This is a genomic window from Massilia forsythiae, from assembly GCF_012849555.1.
GTDB classification, from domain to species: Bacteria; Pseudomonadota; Gammaproteobacteria; order Burkholderiales; family Burkholderiaceae_D; genus Telluria; species Telluria forsythiae.
Map to the genome: position 1 here is coordinate 1,116,156 of NZ_CP051685.1, position 14,006 is coordinate 1,130,161.

A 14,006-nucleotide genomic window follows, 5' to 3' on the forward strand; every position below is an offset into this window, starting at 1 on the left:
CTGTTACAGGCCTTCGAAATCCGGCTTGCGCTTTTCCAGGAAGGCCTTCATGCCCTCCTTCTGCGCCGGCGTGCCGAAGCCGGCATGGAAGAAGCGGCGCTCGTAGCGCACGCCTTCGGTCAGCGTGGTCTCGAAGGCGCGGTTGACGGAATCCTTGATCTGCATGGCCACCGACACCGGCATCGCGGCGATCGTGTTCGCCACCTCCAGCGCCAGCGTCATCAGTTCGTCGGCCGGCGCCACGCGCGACACCAGCCCGGTGCGCTCGGCTTCAAGCGCGTCGATCATGCGCGTGGTCAGCAGCATGTCCATCGCCTTGGCCTTGCCGATCGCGCGCGGCAGGCGCTGGGTGCCGCCCGCGCCCGGCGTCACGCCGACCTTGATCTCCGGCTGGCCGAACCTGGCATTGTCGGCGGCGATCAGGAAGTCGCACATCATGGCCAGTTCGCAGCCGCCGCCCAGCGCGTAGCCGGCCACCACGCCGATCACCGGTTTGCGCACATTCAGGATGTGCTCCCAGTTGCGCCCGATGTAATTGCCCGGATAGGTGTCGGCATAACCATAGTCCGCCATCGCGGCGATGTCGGCGCCCGCCGCGAACACCTTGTCGCTGCCGGTCAGGATGATAACGTTGACGCCGGGGTCGGCGTCGAACTTGTACAGCGCGTCGCCCAGTTCGTTCATCATGTTGTCGTTCAGCGCGTTCATCGCCTTGGGACGGTTCAGGCGGATGACGGCCACCTTGCCATGGTGTTCGATCAGCAGGTCAGAATATTCCACGGGACACCTCTCAATATGGTCACCGCTCGATTGTAGCGCTTGCCGTGACGTAAATGGCAACGGTGCTTTGCTATCATCGTGGACCAATTAAAATTTGATACGAGACCCCGCCGCCCTTGTCGCCCATCGCCTTTTTGCGCCGCCTGCGCCACGACCCGCAACTGCGCGACGTCGACTTCCGCCTTTTCTGGTTCAGCAGCATCCTCACCAATTTCGGCGCCCAGATCACCCTGCTGGCCCTGCCGATCTGCGCGGCGCTGCTGCTGCACGCCACCCCGGCGCAGATGGGCACGCTGGCCGCGGTCGGCTCCCTGCCCTTCCTGCTGTTCGGCTTGCCCACCGGGGTGCTGCTGGAGCGCAGCCGGCGCCTGCCGGTCATGTTGTGCAGCGACGCCATGGTGGCGCTCGGCCTGCTCAGCGTGCCGCTGGCCTGGTGGCAGGGCTGGCTGTCGGTCCACTGGATCTATGCGGTGCAGTTCGTGATCGGCACCGGCTACGTGGTCGGCGGCGGCGCCGAGCAGGTATTCCTCACCTTCCTGGTTGGGCGCGAGGGCCTGACCGACGCCCAGTCGAAGTTCGGCGCCACCGAATCGGCGTCGCGCCTGCTCGGACCGGGCCTGGCCGGCCTGCTGGTGCAGGTGCTGGGCGCGCCGGTGGCGATCCTGTGCAACGTGGCGGCGTTCGGCGTGTCGATCGCCAACCTGCGGCGCATCCGCCGGCCCGAGCCGCAGCCGCATGCGCCGCAATCGCACCTGCTGCGCGACATGCTGGAGGGCTTACGCTTCGTCTGGCGCCATCCGACCCTGCGCCTGCTGGGCTGGATCGCGGCGTTTTGGCACCTGCTGTTCTATGCCTACACCGCGCTGTACGTGCTGTTCGCCACGCGCGACCTCGGCCTGTCGCCGGGCACCATGGGCACGGCGCAGATGCTGGGCGGCGTCGGCGTGCTGGCCAGCTCGATGCTGCTCAAGCCGCTCACCGCCCGTTTCGGCTCGGGCGGCACCACCGTGATCGGTTTGTGCGCCTCGGCCGTCGGCTTCGTACTGATGCCGCTGATCCCGCGCGACCTGTTCGGCAGCGCCGCCGCCAGCGCCTGCGCCTATGCGGTGGTGGTATTCTGGCTGGACTGCGGCGCGATGCTGTTCTTCCTGCCCTACCTGGCGCTGCGCCAGCGCGTCACGCCGGACGCCTTCCTCGGCCGCATGACCTCGACCATGCGCTTTCTCACCGTAGCGATGGCGCCGGTGGGCGCGGCCGGCGCCGGGCTGCTGGGCGAGCGCCTCGGCGTGCGCGGCGGCCTCGGCGTGGTGGCCGCCGGCGCCATCGTGCTGACCATCGCCACGCTGTTCGCCACCCGGCTGCGCCACGTAAGGGATTAGCGGATCGTTGCCTTCGGCAGCAGCACCCACAGCTGCCCGCGCTGCTTCATGCGGCCGGCCTTGTCCGGCGCCGCGCCGCCGAAGCCGAAGAAGAAGTCGGCGCGCACCGCGCCGCGGATGGCGCCGCCGGTATCCTGGCCCATCACCAGGCGCTGCATCGGCGTCTCGCCGGCCGGCTCGGTGGTCGACAGCCAGATCGGCGCGCCCAGCGGCAAAAAGGCCGGGTCGATCGCCACCGAGCGCGCCGGTGTCAGCGGCACGCCCAGCGCCCCCTTGGGGCCGACATCCGGATCGGGCAGCTTCTCTTCGCGGAAGAAGATATAGCTCGGGTTGACGTTCAATAGCTCCTGGCGCCGCGCCGGGTGCGCCGCGATCCAGGCCTTGATACCCTGCGCCGTGGCCTGCGCGGACGTCAGCTCGCCCTGTTCCACCAGCCAGCGCCCGATCGCTTTATAGGGATGGCCGTTCTGGTCGGCGTAGGCGACGCGCACCGTCTCTCCATCCTCCAGCCGGATGCGGCCCGAGCCCTGCACTTCGAGAAAAAAGGCCTCGACCGGATCGTCGACCCATACCAGTTCCTTGCCGGGGATGCGCGCGCGCTCGATCTCGGCCCGGCTGGCGTAGGGCACCACGGTCTTGCCCGACAAGCGCCCGCGCAGGCGCATGCCCTTCAGGCTCGGCACCACGCTGCCCAGGTCGACCGTGATGAGGTCGTCCGGCACTTTATACAAAGGCGTCTGGTAGGCGCCGCCGCGCTGGCGCGACCCGCGCAGAAAGGCTTCGTAGTAACCGGTGACCAGGCCGCTGTCGGCACCGTCGGCGGCGCGCACCAGGTTCGGCGTGAACCAGGTCTCGAAATAGCGGCGCAGCGCCGCGCCGTCGGTAGCGTCGACGCCGCGCGCGGCGGCGCAGGCGCTGTTCCAGTCCGGCTTGGCGGCAAGCGCGCGGCAGCTGGCCCGGAAGGCCGGCCAGGCCTGGCGCAGGTCGTCGCTCTGCCATCCCGGCAGCGCCGTGAAATCCACGGGGGTGAACAACGGCGCCGGCGAAGACGAAGGCGTGGACGTGGCGGCAGGCGGCTGCGGCGGCACCGGCACGGCAATCGGCCCCAGCGGCGGCGGCATCGTCACGGGCGGACGCGGCTGGGCCGGCGGCTGCGGCGCAGGCTGCTGCGGCGGCGTGGAACAGGCCGCCACCAGCGCCATCAGCGCGATCGGGGGCAAGAATACGGGTACACTGCGGCGTATCGAGGACATGAGGAAACCGTGATGTGGATGCTGATGCTGGAAGCGGGCGTGGCGCTGTTCCTGCTGGTATTCATCGTCTGGTGGACGATGTTTGCCGGCCGCAAGCCGCAGGCGCCGCCGCAGCGGCCGACGGCGCCGGCACGCCCGCCGGGCGATCCGGATGCGTCCGCCAAAAACGATACGCCGGGCGCCTGACAAGACTGCGGCCGACGCGCCGCGACATCAATGCAGCGTGCGCGGCGGCGACAGCAGGAATTCGGGGATCGTGACCTCGAAGCGGTGCCCGTCCTCGGCCACGAAGAAGTATTCGCCGGTCATCGAGCCCTGCGCGGTGCCGAGCTGGGTGCCGCTGCTGTATTCGAACTGCTCGCCCGGCTGCAGCAGCGGCTGGTGGCCGACCACGCCCAGGCCGCGCACTTCCTGGGTCTTGTTGGCGGCGTCGAGGATCACCCAGTGGCGCGAGATCAGCTGGGCGGCGACGCTGCCGGTATTCTTGATCGAGATCGTGTAGGCGAACACGTAGTGCGACCGGTCCGGGCTGGATTGGTCCGCCAGGTACTGGGTCTTGACGGTAATCGCGAAATCGTAGGCGGACATGGTGCTCCTTATAGGTGATGCGGATGCCTCGTGGGGCAAACGCGCATGATACAACGCGCTCAAAATGCGTGGATGCGGACGGCGTGCGCCCGGCCATGCGCCATGCCGTCGGCGTACAATGACGCTCCTCGTACAAGAACCCTGGCCGACCCACCATGACCACCTACCGCATCGCTCCCAGCATCCTGTCCGCAGACTTCGCCCGCCTCGGCGAGGAAGTGCGCAATGTCGTCGCCGCCGGCGCCGACATCATCCACTTCGACGTGATGGACAACCACTACGTCCCGAACCTGACCATCGGCCCGCTGGTGTGCCAGGCGATCCGTCCGCACGTGCAGGTGCCGATCGACGTGCACCTGATGGTCAAGCCGGTCGACCGCATCATCCCCGACTTCGCCAAGGCCGGCGCCGACATCATCACCTTCCACCCGGAGGCGTCGGACCACATCGACCGCACGCTGCAGCTGATCCGCGACAACGGCTGCAAGGCCGGCCTGGTATTCAACCCGGCCACGCCGATGCACTACCTGGAACACGTGATGGACAAGATCGACATCATCCTGATCATGTCGGTCAACCCGGGCTTCGGCGGCCAGTCCTTCATTCCGGAAGCGCTCAAGAAGATCGCCATCGCGCGCCGCCTGATCGACGAATCGGGCCGCGACATCCTGCTGGAAGTCGACGGCGGCATCAAGCCGGACAACATCGCGGCGGTGGCCGGCGCCGGCGCCGACACCTTCGTCGCCGGTTCCGCCATCTTCGGCAAGCCGGACTACAAGGCGGTGATCGACTCGATGCGCGCGGAACTGGCCTCGGTCGGCATCCGCGCGTCGCTGTAATGACGACCTGCGCGGCGCCGATCCGCGCCGTCATCGTCGACCTGGACGGCACCATGCTGCACACGGTGCCGGATTTCGAGCTGGCGCTGAACGGCATGCGCGCCGAGCTCGGCCTGGAGCCGGTCACGCAGGACATCGTCACGCCGCTGGTCGGCAAGGGCTCCGAACGGCTGATCCGCGACGTGCTGGCGCGCGACTTCGACGCCGCGCGCATCGACGCCGTGTTCGCGCAGGCGATGGCATCCTACCAGCGCCACTACCTGGCCATCAACGGCAGCCGCACCACATTGTTCCCGGACGTGATCGAGGGCTTGCAGGCGCTCGCGGCGCAAGGCCTGCGCCTGGCCTGCGTGACCAACAAGCCGATCGCCTTCGCCACGCCGCTGCTGGCGCAGAAGGGCCTGGCGGGGTACTTCGAGATCGTCTACGGCGGCGATTCGCTGGCGCGCAAGAAACCGGATCCGCTGCCGCTGCTGCAGGTCTGCCGCGACGTCGACCTGGCGCCGGCGCAGGTGGTGGCCATCGGCGACTCCAGCAACGACGCCGAGGCGGCGCGCGCGGCCGGTTGCAGGGTGCTCACGGTGCCATACGGATATAACCACGGCAAGCCTGTGCAAGACATCGATTCCGATGGTATAGTTGATTCGATACTGTCGGCGGCGGCATGGATTTCTTCCTATAACGCCGAATGCATGCAAACCACCCACGCGCAAGCCAACCAACTCATCTGAACATGTTTTTCACCAAAAAACACACCGTCCAGCAAACCGGCGCCCTCGAGGCCTGGCTGTGGCGACGCTGGCAATCCTGGTCCGAGTAAGACCCGATTGCTGCCGGTGCGCGCTCGCACCGGCAGGTTTTTTGAAGACATCGCCGCCCCCTCCTCCTTTCCGGCGGCCCGGAGAAAAGCATGACCGAACTCGAATTCAAATCGCTGGCCACGCAAGGCTACAACCGCATTCCGCTGATCGCGGAAGCCTTCGCCGACCTGGAAACGCCGCTCACGCTGTACCTGAAACTGGCGCAGAGCCAGGGCGCCGGCAAGAACACCTTCCTGCTGGAGTCGGTGGTTGGCGGCGAGCGCTTCGGCCGCTATTCCTTCATCGGCCTGCCGGCCCGGACCCTGCTGCGCACGCGCGGCAAGGTCACCACGGTCGAGACCGACGGCAGCGTGGTCGAGACCCACGAGGGCAATCCGCTCGACTTCATCGAGGCCTACCAGGCCCGCTTCAAGGTGGCGCTGCGCGCCGGCCTGCCGCGCTTCTGCGGCGGCCTGGCCGGCTACTTCGGCTACGACACCGTGCGCCACATCGAGAAGAAGCTGGCCGGCGGCGCGCCCAGGGACGACCTGGAGCTGCCGGAAATCCAGCTGATGGTAACCGAAGAGCTGGCGGTGATCGACAACCTGTCGGGCAAGCTGTACCTGATCGTGTACGCCGACCCGGCCAAGCCGGAAGCGTTTACCAAGGCGCGCCAGCGCCTGAAGGACCTGCGCATGATGTTGCGCCGCAGCGTCGATGCGCCGGTGACGTCCAGCTCGGTGCGTACCGAAGCGATCCGCGACTTCAGCAAGGAAGACTATCTGAAGGCGGTGGCGGTGGCCAAGGAATACGTGATGGCCGGCGACCTGATGCAGGTGCAGATCGGCCAGCGCATCCGCAAGCCTTACGTGGATTCGCCGCTGTCGCTGTACCGCTCGCTGCGCTCGCTGAACCCGTCGCCGTACATGTACTACTACAACTTCGGCGACATGCAGATCGTCGGCTCGTCGCCGGAAATCCTGGTCCGCAACGAAGCCAAGCCGGAAGGCGGCCGCACCGTGACCCTGCGTCCGATCGCCGGCACCCGCACGCGCGGCGCGACCCCGGAACGCGACGCCGAACTGGCGCACGAGCTGCTGAACGATCCGAAGGAAGTGGCCGAGCACGTGATGCTGATCGACCTGGCGCGCAACGACATCGGCCGCATCGCCACGACCGGCAGCGTCAAGGTGACCGACCGCATGGTCATCGAAAAATACTCGCACGTGCAGCACATCGTCTCCAACGTCGAAGGCACGCTGAAGGACGGCATGTCGAACCTGGACGTGCTGCGCGCCACTTTCCCGGCCGGCACCCTGACCGGCGCGCCGAAAGTGCGCGCGATGGAAGTCATCGACGAGCTGGAACCCGTCAAGCGCGGCATCTACGGCGGCGCCTGCGGCTACCTGAGCTTCGGCGGCGAGATGGACGTCGCCATCGCCATCCGCACCGGCGTGATCAAGTACGGCAACCTGTACGTGCAGGCCGCGGCCGGCATCGTGGCCGACTCGATCCCCGAGATGGAATGGCAGGAAACCGAGAACAAGGCGCGCGCCGTGCTGCGCGCGGCCGAACAAGTGCAAGACGGCCTGGATGGGGAGATCTGACATGCTGCTCATGATCGACAACTACGACTCGTTCACCTACAACATCGTCCAGTATTTCGGCGAACTGGGCGAGGACGTGCGTACCGTGCGCAACGACGAGATCTCGCTGGACGAGATCGCCGGCATCAAGCCGGACCGCATCTGCATCTCGCCGGGTCCGAAAGCGCCGGTGGATGCCGGCGTGTCGGTCGACGTGCTCAGGCAATTCAAGGGCAAGCTGCCGATCCTGGGCGTGTGCCTCGGCCACCAGGCCATCGGCGAAGCCTTCGGCGGCAAGGTCGTCCGCGCCAAGCAGGTCATGCACGGCAAGACCTCGAAGATCGCGCACACCGGCGTGGGCGTGTTCAAGGGTTTACCGAGTCCGTTCACCGTGATCCGCTACCACTCGCTGGCGATCGAGCGTGCTTCACTGCCCGCCTGCCTGGAAGTCACCGCCTGGACCGACGACGGCGAGATCATGGGCGTGCGCCACAAGGAATTCGACATCGAGGGGGTGCAGTTCCACCCGGAGTCGATCCTGTCGGAGCATGGGCATGCGATGCTGAAGAATTTTCTCGAGCGCTAGCAACAGTCCGCGCATTTCCCCGTCGTTCCCGCGCAGGCGGGAACCCATAGGCCACCTGCAATGTTCGCGGAATCTGCAAGCCTCCGGCTTTGGATGCGCAGTATGGGTCCCCGCCTTCGCGGGGACGACGTTCACACTGGACCCGCCATGATCACCCCCCAAGAAGCCCTGCTGCGCTGCATCGAGCACCGCGAAATCTTCCACGACGAGATGCTCCACCTGTTCCGCCAGATCATGTCCGGCGAGATGTCGCCGACCATGGTCGCCGCCCTGACCATGGGTCTGCGCGTGAAAAAGGAAACCATCGGCGAGATCACCGCCGCGGCCCAGGTCATGCGCGAGTTCTCGACCAAGGTGCCGATGGCCGACACCACCAACCTGCTCGACATCGTCGGCACCGGCGGCGACGGCGCCCACACTTTCAACATCTCGACCGCGGCGATGTTCGTGGCGGCGGCCGCCGGCGCGCGCGTGGCCAAGCACGGCGGACGCAGCGTCTCGTCTTCCTCGGGCAGCGCCGACGCCATCGAATCGCTGGGCGCCCACATCGACCTGAAACCCGAGCAGATCGCCCAGTCGATCGCCCAGACCGGCATCGGCTTCATGTTCGCGCCCAACCACCACGCGGCCATGCGCCACGTGGCGCCGGTGCGGCGAGAATTGGGCGTGCGCAGCATCTTCAATATCCTCGGGCCGCTGACCAACCCGGCCGGCGCGCCCAACATCCTGATGGGCGTGTTCCACCCCGACCTGGTCGGCATCCAGGTGCGCGTGCTGCAGCGCCTGGGCGCCCAGCATGCGCTGGTGGTCTGGGGCCGCGACAACATGGACGAGGTCTCGCTCGGCGCCGGCACCGTGGTCGGCGAACTGGTGAACGGTACGATCCGCGAATACGAGATCCACCCGGAAGACTTCGGCCTGCAGATGGTCGCCAGCCGCAACCTGAAGGTGGCGAACGCCGCCGAATCCAAGGCGCGTATGCTGGAAGCGCTGCGCGGCGAGCCGGGTCCGGCCACCGACATCGTGGCGCTGAACGCCGGCACCGCGCTGTACGCGGCCGGCGTGGCTACCTCGATCGAGGAAGGGTTACACAAGGCGCGCACCGCCATCGCCTCCGGTGCGGCGCTGGCCAAGCTGGACCAGTTCGTCGACGTCACGCGCCGGCTGGGCGCACTCAACTAACGAAAACATCATGTCCGACATCCTCAACAAGATCCTGGCCGTCAAGGCCGATGAAGTCGCCGCCGCCAAGAAATACCAGGACTTCGCCAGCCTGCGCCGCGAAGTGGAAAGCGACGCCGAGCTGCGCGCCGGGCTGCGCGGTTTCGAAGCCGGCCTGCGCCGCAGCATCGCCGCCGGCCGCGCCGGCGTCATCGCCGAAGTGAAAAAGGCATCGCCGTCGAAAGGCGTCTTGCGCGCCGATTTCCGCCCGGCCGCCATCGCCGAGAGCTATGCCAGGGGTGGCGCTTCCTGCCTGTCGGTACTGACCGACGTGCAGTTCTTCCAGGGCGCGACAGATTATCTGAAACAGGCACGCGCCGCCTGCACGCTGCCGGTGATCCGCAAGGATTTCATCGTCGACCTGTACCAGGTGTACGAAGCGCGTGCGATGGGCGCCGATGCGATCCTGTTGATCGTCTCTGCGCTGGATCATGGCTTGATGGCCGAGCTGGAAGCCTGTGCGCAGGAACTCGGCATGGACGTGCTGGTCGAAGTGCATGACGGCGATGAGTTGACCGCGGCGCTGCGCCTCAAGACGCGGCTGCTGGGCATCAACAACCGCAACCTGCGCACCTTCGATGTCACGCTCGACACCACCCTCGGCCTGCTGCCGCGCATCCCCGCGGAGCGCCTGGTGGTCACCGAGTCCGGCATCCTGGGCCAGGACGACGTCAAGCGCATGCGCGCCGCCGACGTGCATGCCTTCCTGGTGGGCGAAGCCTTCATGCGCGCGCCCGATCCCGGCACGGAACTGCAACGCCTGTTCGACTGATCCCTCGGGGACGCGCGAACCGGCGTCGTGCGCGCCACGCCGCCGGCCGACGCCGAAGCGCGGCGCGCCAGGCTTGCGAGGATCCCGAGATGAGAATGCCCTTCCGCCGGCGCCAGAAAGCATCCCCAGACGCTTCCCTGGCGGCCTACCCGCCGCGCGCCCGTGGCATGCCGCCTGCGCTGCAGCGCCCCGGTGCGGGAAACTTGCCGGCCACGCCGCTCGCCGCAGCGGGCCTGCTGATCGCGCTGGCAGCGGCGAGCGGATGCTCGAACCTCTCGAACGACGTGGCCGATCCCTACTCGGTCGGGCGCACTACTTTCGGCACGATTCCCTGGACCGAGGCGGACTATCCCGGTCCGCCGACGCCGCTATCGCCATCGCGTCTTTCCCCGGCCGGGCTGGACGACTACAAAACGCTGGTCGCGCAGCACGTGGTGCAGCACAACCGCGAACACCTGTACAGCGGCACCCTGCCCCCGCTGCTGCCCGCCATCGTGGTGCTCAACATTACGGTCGACGCCGCCGGCCACATGACCGCCGTCGAGGTGGTGCGCTCGCGCGACCCGGACGCCTCGCTGGTGGCGCTGGCGGCGATGTGGCGCAGCGTGCCGCTGCCGCGCCCGCACCAGCTGGCGCGCACCGGCGCCAAGCTGACGTTTGCCGAGACCTTCCTGTTCGCGGACCGCGAGCGCTACCAGTTGCGCAGCCTGGCCGGGCCGCAGGCGTCGGAGTGACCATCCCGGTCGATGAAAATGCGGCGGCCGCGTATCGCCGCGTGGACGGCGTCAACGTTTCGGGCGAATCATCCCGCGCAGGTCAAGCCGTCCACCCTACGCGTCCTTAAGTCGCGCTCGGGCGCTTGAGCAGCGCCGTACGGCGCACGCCCGGCGCCGGCGCCAATTGCACGCACGGCACCCGGTCGCCCTGCAGCGTCACGTCGAACGCCATCAGTTCGTCGCGGCGGAAGGCGTGCACGGTAAGGGTGTCGCCCACGCGGTAGCGCGCGAACAGCTGGTCCAGGTTGGACGGGTTGCCGTTCACGCGCAGGCCGTCGACCGCGATCAGGATGTCGCCGGCGGACAGCCCGGCCTGGTGCGCCGCCCCGCCCTCGTGGATCTGCGTCAGCTTGGCGCCGCCGGCATCGCGGCCGATGCCGGCATCCAGCGACGGTTTCGTGTTCTTGCGCTCGTCCGCCAATTTGACGCCGAAGGGGGCGTACAGCTTGGCCAGCGGGATGTCCTCGGTGCCGCGGATGTAGCGGTCGAAGATCGATTTCAGGCGCACGCCGCTGACCTCGTCGAACAGCGCCTCGACCTCCTTGTCCGTCACGCCGCGTCCGCCCTCGGCATCGGCGGCATAGAAATCGCGGCCGTAGCGTTCCCACAGCGCGCGCATCACGTCGTCCAGCGAGCGGGCGCCGCCGGTCTTGGCGCGGATGGTCAGGTCGAAGGCCAGGCCCACCAGCGAACCCTTGGTGTAGTAGCTGATGATGGCGTTGGGTGCATTCTCGTCCTGGCGGTAATACTTGCTCCAGGCATCGAAGCTGGATTCGGCCACGCTCTGCTTGGTGCGGCCGCTGCCGCGCAGCACGCTGCCGACCGTTTTACCGAGCAATTTGAAATAGGTCGCTTCGCTGATGATGCCGCTGCGCACCAGCATCAGGTCGTCGTAGTAGCTGGTGAACCCTTCGAACAGCCACAACAGCGGCGTGTAGTTCTCGACTTGCAGGTCGTAGGGCGCGAACACCGCCGGCTTGATGCGCTTGACGTTCCAAGTGTGGAAGTATTCGTGGCTGCACAGGCCGAGGAAGGTGATGTAGCCCTCGTTCGGCTCGGCCGTCTTGGGCGCCGCCGTGGTCGGCAAATCGGCGCGCGCGCAGATCAGCGCGGTCGAGGCGCGGTGCTCCAGGCCGCCGTAGCCGTCGCCCACCGCCATCGTCATGAACACGTAGCGCTCCATCGGCGCCAGTCGCGTGGCCGGCTCGAAAAAGGCGATCTGCGTCTCGCAGATGGCCTTCAAATCCTGCTCCAGGCGCGCCATGTCCAGGTTGGGCACGCGGCCGGTGATCACGATGTCGTGCTGGATGCCGCTGGCGGTGAAGGTGCCGAGCGCGAAATCGCCCATCTCGACCGGATGGTCGATCAGTTCGTCGTAGTCGCCCGCCACGTAGGTGCCGAAGCCGTAGCGCTTGGCGCCCAGTTCCGGCAGCGAGGTCGCTACGCGCCAGGTCTTGGCGGCCGGATCGGCCGGACGCTGGATGTCGACCTGGTGCGGCTGGTGTTCCTGGCCGAGCGCGCGCAGGAACACGCTGGTGCCGTTGAAGAAACCGTGGGTCTGGTCGAGATGGGCGGCGCGCACCGACAGGTCCCAGGCGTACACCTCATAGTGCAGGCTGAGCGGGCCGTCGACCGGAGCGGCTTGCCACGCGTGCTTGTCGAGCTTGACCAGCGCCACCGGACCATCGGCCGACTCGGCGCGGATACGCACGATGTTGCGCGCGAACTCGCGGATCATGTAGCTGCCCGGGATCCAGGCCGGCAGCGCGAACACCTGGCCGTCCGCGGCCGGTGCGGCCACGGTGACGGTGACATTGAACAGGTGGCCCGACAGATCCTTGGGCACGATGGTGTAGTGGATGGCGGGCTGCTTCTTGGACGTGGTTTTTTTCATGGTGTGGGCAATCTTTTCCGATGCGCTTAAGTGTAATCGGATTTGCCGGTACCGGGAAAGTCGGCCGGACGCGCTGGCCAGGCGTGCGCCGTGCGCAAGCGCGCGGGCAGGTGTCAGGATGCGGCCAGGTCGGACGGCGTGTCGATGTCGAGCAGGATGCCGGGGTCGTTCACCGCCACCTCGGTGACCGCGCAGGTCTGCAGCAGGCGGCGTGCGCCCTGCTCGCCTTGTAACGCCAGCAGCGCGTCCAGGTGGATGCGGCTGAAACCGACCGGGTTGCCGCGCCGGCCGTCGTGCACGGGGGCGACGATGGGGGCGCCGGCGGCCAGCGCTTCGCGCAGGGCCAGCAAGGTGGCGGAGGCGACGTGGGGCATGTCGCCGAGGGCGATCAGCCAGGCGCTGGGGATGGTGCTGTCGGTATCGGCGCCGTCGATAAGGTCATGAGCGGGGTACTGCAGGCTGCGTATGGGTCCCCGCCTGCGCGGGGACGACGGATCATCGGCAGTGGGTCCGAGCGAATGGCGCAGGGCCTGCACCAGCGAAGCGGCCATGCCGCTGTCGGCATCGGCGCACACGGTCACCTCGCAGCCGAGCGCCGCCAGCAGTGCGCCGACGCCGCCGTCCTCGGGCGGCGTCACGGCGATCACGCGCGGGAACGCGGCCAGCAGCTTGCGCGCGCTGGCCACGACCACGGGTTCGCCGCCGGGCAGCGCTTGCAGCAGCTTGTTGCGCCGGCCGTCCGGATCGAAGCGGCGCCCCCTGCCGGCGGCCAGCAAGATCGCGACGGGGCAGGCGCGCATGGGAGGGATTACTTCAGCGAGGACAGCTTGGTTTCCAGCGTCTTCTGGTCGACGGCACCCGGGATGCGGCTGCCGTCGGCGAAGAAGATCGCCGGCGTGCCCTGGATGCGCAGCTTCTGGCCCAGCGCCAGCACCTTGTCGTTCGGCGTCTCGCAACTTGCGGCCGCCGCCGGCGCGGCCTTGCCGCTGATCATCCAGTCGTCCCAGGCCTTGGAACGGTCCGGCGCGCACCAGATGTTCTTCGACTTGGCGAACGAATCCTCGGACAGGATGTTGTACATAAAGGTGTAGATCGTCACGTTATCGAGGTTCTTCAGCGTAGTCTGGCGCAGGCGCTTGCAATAGCCGCAGTTCGGATCCTCGAACACGGCGATCACGCGCTTGCCGTCGCCCTTGACCTGCTTGATCGCATCGCCCAAGGGCAGGTCGGAAAACTTGATCTTGTTGATGTCGTCGATGCGCTCGCGCGTCAGGTCGCGCGTGGTCTTGGCGTCGTACACGTGGCCGATGACCAGGTATTCGCCCTTCTTGTCGGTGTACAAGATATCGCCGGCCACGCGCAGTTCGTACAGGCCGGAATACGGGGTTTCCTTGATCGAATCGATCTTGGCGCCGCCCAGGCGCGGCTCGATCGCCTTCTTGATGGTCGCTTCGACCGCATTCTGGGCGCCGACGCACGACGTGATCAGGCCGGTCGCCAACAGGACGGCGAGCTTGGTTTTAAGCATGATT

General features: G+C 67.3%; 16 protein-coding genes. 10 read left to right on the forward strand and 6 right to left on the reverse strand.

Annotation, left to right across the window (positions count from 1 at the left end; translation table 11 throughout):
* Positions 1-3: 3 nt before the first annotated feature.
* Positions 4-780, reverse strand: a complete 777-nt coding sequence (locus tag HH212_RS04830; protein WP_169434323.1) for an enoyl-CoA hydratase — start codon at positions 778-780, stop codon at positions 4-6.
* Positions 781-896: 116 nt separating this feature from the next.
* Here HH212_RS04830 and HH212_RS04835 point away from each other — a divergent pair, with 116 nt between their 5' ends.
* Positions 897-2,159, forward strand: coding sequence for an MFS transporter (locus HH212_RS04835; RefSeq protein WP_169434324.1), 1,263 nt, complete (start codon positions 897-899; stop codon positions 2,157-2,159).
* On the opposite strand, the gene mltA is transcribed toward HH212_RS04835, so the two are convergent.
* Positions 2,156-3,193, reverse strand: a complete 1,038-nt coding sequence (gene mltA / locus HH212_RS04840) for a murein transglycosylase A (protein ID WP_308633245.1) — start codon at positions 3,191-3,193, stop codon at positions 2,156-2,158. The two genes, HH212_RS04835 and mltA, sit on opposite strands and share 4 nt — an antisense overlap.
* Here mltA and HH212_RS27200 point away from each other — a divergent pair.
* Complete coding sequence (locus tag HH212_RS27200; protein WP_229217783.1) at positions 3,171-3,425, forward strand: hypothetical protein; 255 nt, start codon at positions 3,171-3,173, stop codon at positions 3,423-3,425. The genes mltA and HH212_RS27200 overlap by 23 nt on opposite strands.
* The gene (locus HH212_RS04845; protein ID WP_169434326.1) at positions 3,425-3,598 is read left to right on the forward strand and encodes a hypothetical protein; all 174 of its coding nucleotides are present in this window, start codon (positions 3,425-3,427) and stop codon (positions 3,596-3,598) included. The genes HH212_RS27200 and HH212_RS04845 overlap by 1 nt, the downstream gene beginning before the upstream one ends.
* 27 nt (positions 3,599-3,625) lie before the next feature.
* On the opposite strand, the gene apaG is transcribed toward HH212_RS04845, so the two are convergent.
* On the reverse strand, positions 3,626-4,000 hold the full coding sequence (gene apaG, locus HH212_RS04850) for a Co2+/Mg2+ efflux facilitator ApaG/CorD (protein ID WP_169434327.1): 375 nt from the start codon (positions 3,998-4,000) through the stop codon (positions 3,626-3,628).
* Between the two features lie 155 nt (positions 4,001-4,155).
* Between apaG and rpe the strand changes: the two genes are divergently transcribed.
* From rpe to HH212_RS04885, 7 genes are all read left to right on the forward strand, one after another.
* On the forward strand, positions 4,156-4,839 hold the full coding sequence (gene rpe / locus HH212_RS04855; RefSeq protein ID WP_169434328.1) for a ribulose-phosphate 3-epimerase: 684 nt from the start codon (positions 4,156-4,158) through the stop codon (positions 4,837-4,839).
* Complete coding sequence (locus tag HH212_RS04860) at positions 4,839-5,570, forward strand: phosphoglycolate phosphatase (RefSeq protein WP_169434329.1); 732 nt, start codon at positions 4,839-4,841, stop codon at positions 5,568-5,570. Before rpe ends, HH212_RS04860 begins: the two co-directional genes overlap by 1 nt.
* Before the next feature lie 179 nt (positions 5,571-5,749).
* Entirely contained in the window at positions 5,750-7,246 is a 1,497-nt protein-coding gene (gene trpE, locus HH212_RS04865; protein ID WP_169434330.1) for an anthranilate synthase component I, read from the forward strand.
* A 1-nt stretch (position 7,247) separates the two neighbouring features.
* On the forward strand, positions 7,248-7,811 hold the full coding sequence (locus tag HH212_RS04870; RefSeq protein WP_169434331.1) for an anthranilate synthase component II: 564 nt from the start codon (positions 7,248-7,250) through the stop codon (positions 7,809-7,811).
* Between the two features lie 147 nt (positions 7,812-7,958).
* A complete protein-coding gene (gene trpD / locus HH212_RS04875; RefSeq protein ID WP_169434332.1) occupies positions 7,959-8,993 on the forward strand; it encodes an anthranilate phosphoribosyltransferase in 1,035 nt (344 codons plus the stop codon).
* A gap of 10 nt (positions 8,994-9,003) precedes the next feature.
* Positions 9,004-9,804 carry an indole-3-glycerol phosphate synthase TrpC gene (gene trpC, locus HH212_RS04880; protein ID WP_169434333.1) on the forward strand — a complete coding sequence of 267 codons (801 nt, stop codon included), beginning with the start codon at positions 9,004-9,006 and terminating at the stop codon, positions 9,802-9,804.
* Between the two features lie 89 nt (positions 9,805-9,893).
* Positions 9,894-10,538, forward strand: coding sequence for an energy transducer TonB (locus tag HH212_RS04885; RefSeq protein ID WP_169434334.1), 645 nt, complete (start codon positions 9,894-9,896; stop codon positions 10,536-10,538).
* A 106-nt stretch (positions 10,539-10,644) separates the two neighbouring features.
* On the opposite strand, the gene HH212_RS04890 is transcribed toward HH212_RS04885, so the two are convergent.
* The 3 genes from HH212_RS04890 to HH212_RS04900 form a co-directional block, all read right to left on the reverse strand.
* A complete protein-coding gene (locus HH212_RS04890; RefSeq protein WP_169434335.1) occupies positions 10,645-12,474 on the reverse strand; it encodes a M61 family metallopeptidase in 1,830 nt (609 codons plus the stop codon).
* Positions 12,475-12,587: 113 nt separating this feature from the next.
* Positions 12,588-13,274, reverse strand: a complete 687-nt coding sequence (locus HH212_RS04895; RefSeq protein WP_169434336.1) for a nucleotidyltransferase family protein — start codon at positions 13,272-13,274, stop codon at positions 12,588-12,590.
* Between the two features lie 8 nt (positions 13,275-13,282).
* Positions 13,283-14,002 (reverse strand): DsbC family protein, encoded by a 720-nt coding sequence (locus tag HH212_RS04900; RefSeq protein ID WP_169434337.1) that lies wholly within the window; start codon positions 14,000-14,002, stop codon positions 13,283-13,285.
* Between the last annotated feature and the right edge of the window lie 4 nt (positions 14,003-14,006).

Excerpts from the sequence above, each read along its gene's own strand:
- HH212_RS04845 (WP_169434326.1), top strand. The coding sequence starts at position 3,425 with ATGTGGATGCTGATGCTGGAAGCGGGCGTGGCGCTGTTCCTGCTGGTA.
- apaG (WP_169434327.1), bottom strand. The coding sequence starts at position 4,000 with ATGTCCGCCTACGATTTCGCGATTACCGTCAAGACCCAGTACCTGGCG.
- rpe (WP_169434328.1), top strand. The coding sequence starts at position 4,156 with ATGACCACCTACCGCATCGCTCCCAGCATCCTGTCCGCAGACTTCGCC.
- HH212_RS04860 (WP_169434329.1), top strand. The coding sequence starts at position 4,839 with ATGACGACCTGCGCGGCGCCGATCCGCGCCGTCATCGTCGACCTGGAC.
- trpE (WP_169434330.1), top strand. The coding sequence starts at position 5,750 with ATGACCGAACTCGAATTCAAATCGCTGGCCACGCAAGGCTACAACCGC.
- HH212_RS04870 (WP_169434331.1), top strand. The coding sequence starts at position 7,248 with ATGCTGCTCATGATCGACAACTACGACTCGTTCACCTACAACATCGTC.
- trpD (WP_169434332.1), top strand. The coding sequence starts at position 7,959 with ATGATCACCCCCCAAGAAGCCCTGCTGCGCTGCATCGAGCACCGCGAA.
- trpC (WP_169434333.1), top strand. The coding sequence starts at position 9,004 with ATGTCCGACATCCTCAACAAGATCCTGGCCGTCAAGGCCGATGAAGTC.
- HH212_RS04885 (WP_169434334.1), top strand. The coding sequence starts at position 9,894 with ATGAGAATGCCCTTCCGCCGGCGCCAGAAAGCATCCCCAGACGCTTCC.
- HH212_RS04890 (WP_169434335.1), bottom strand. The coding sequence starts at position 12,474 with ATGAAAAAAACCACGTCCAAGAAGCAGCCCGCCATCCACTACACCATC.
- HH212_RS04895 (WP_169434336.1), bottom strand. The coding sequence starts at position 13,274 with ATGCGCGCCTGCCCCGTCGCGATCTTGCTGGCCGCCGGCAGGGGGCGC.
- HH212_RS04900 (WP_169434337.1), bottom strand. The coding sequence starts at position 14,002 with ATGCTTAAAACCAAGCTCGCCGTCCTGTTGGCGACCGGCCTGATCACG.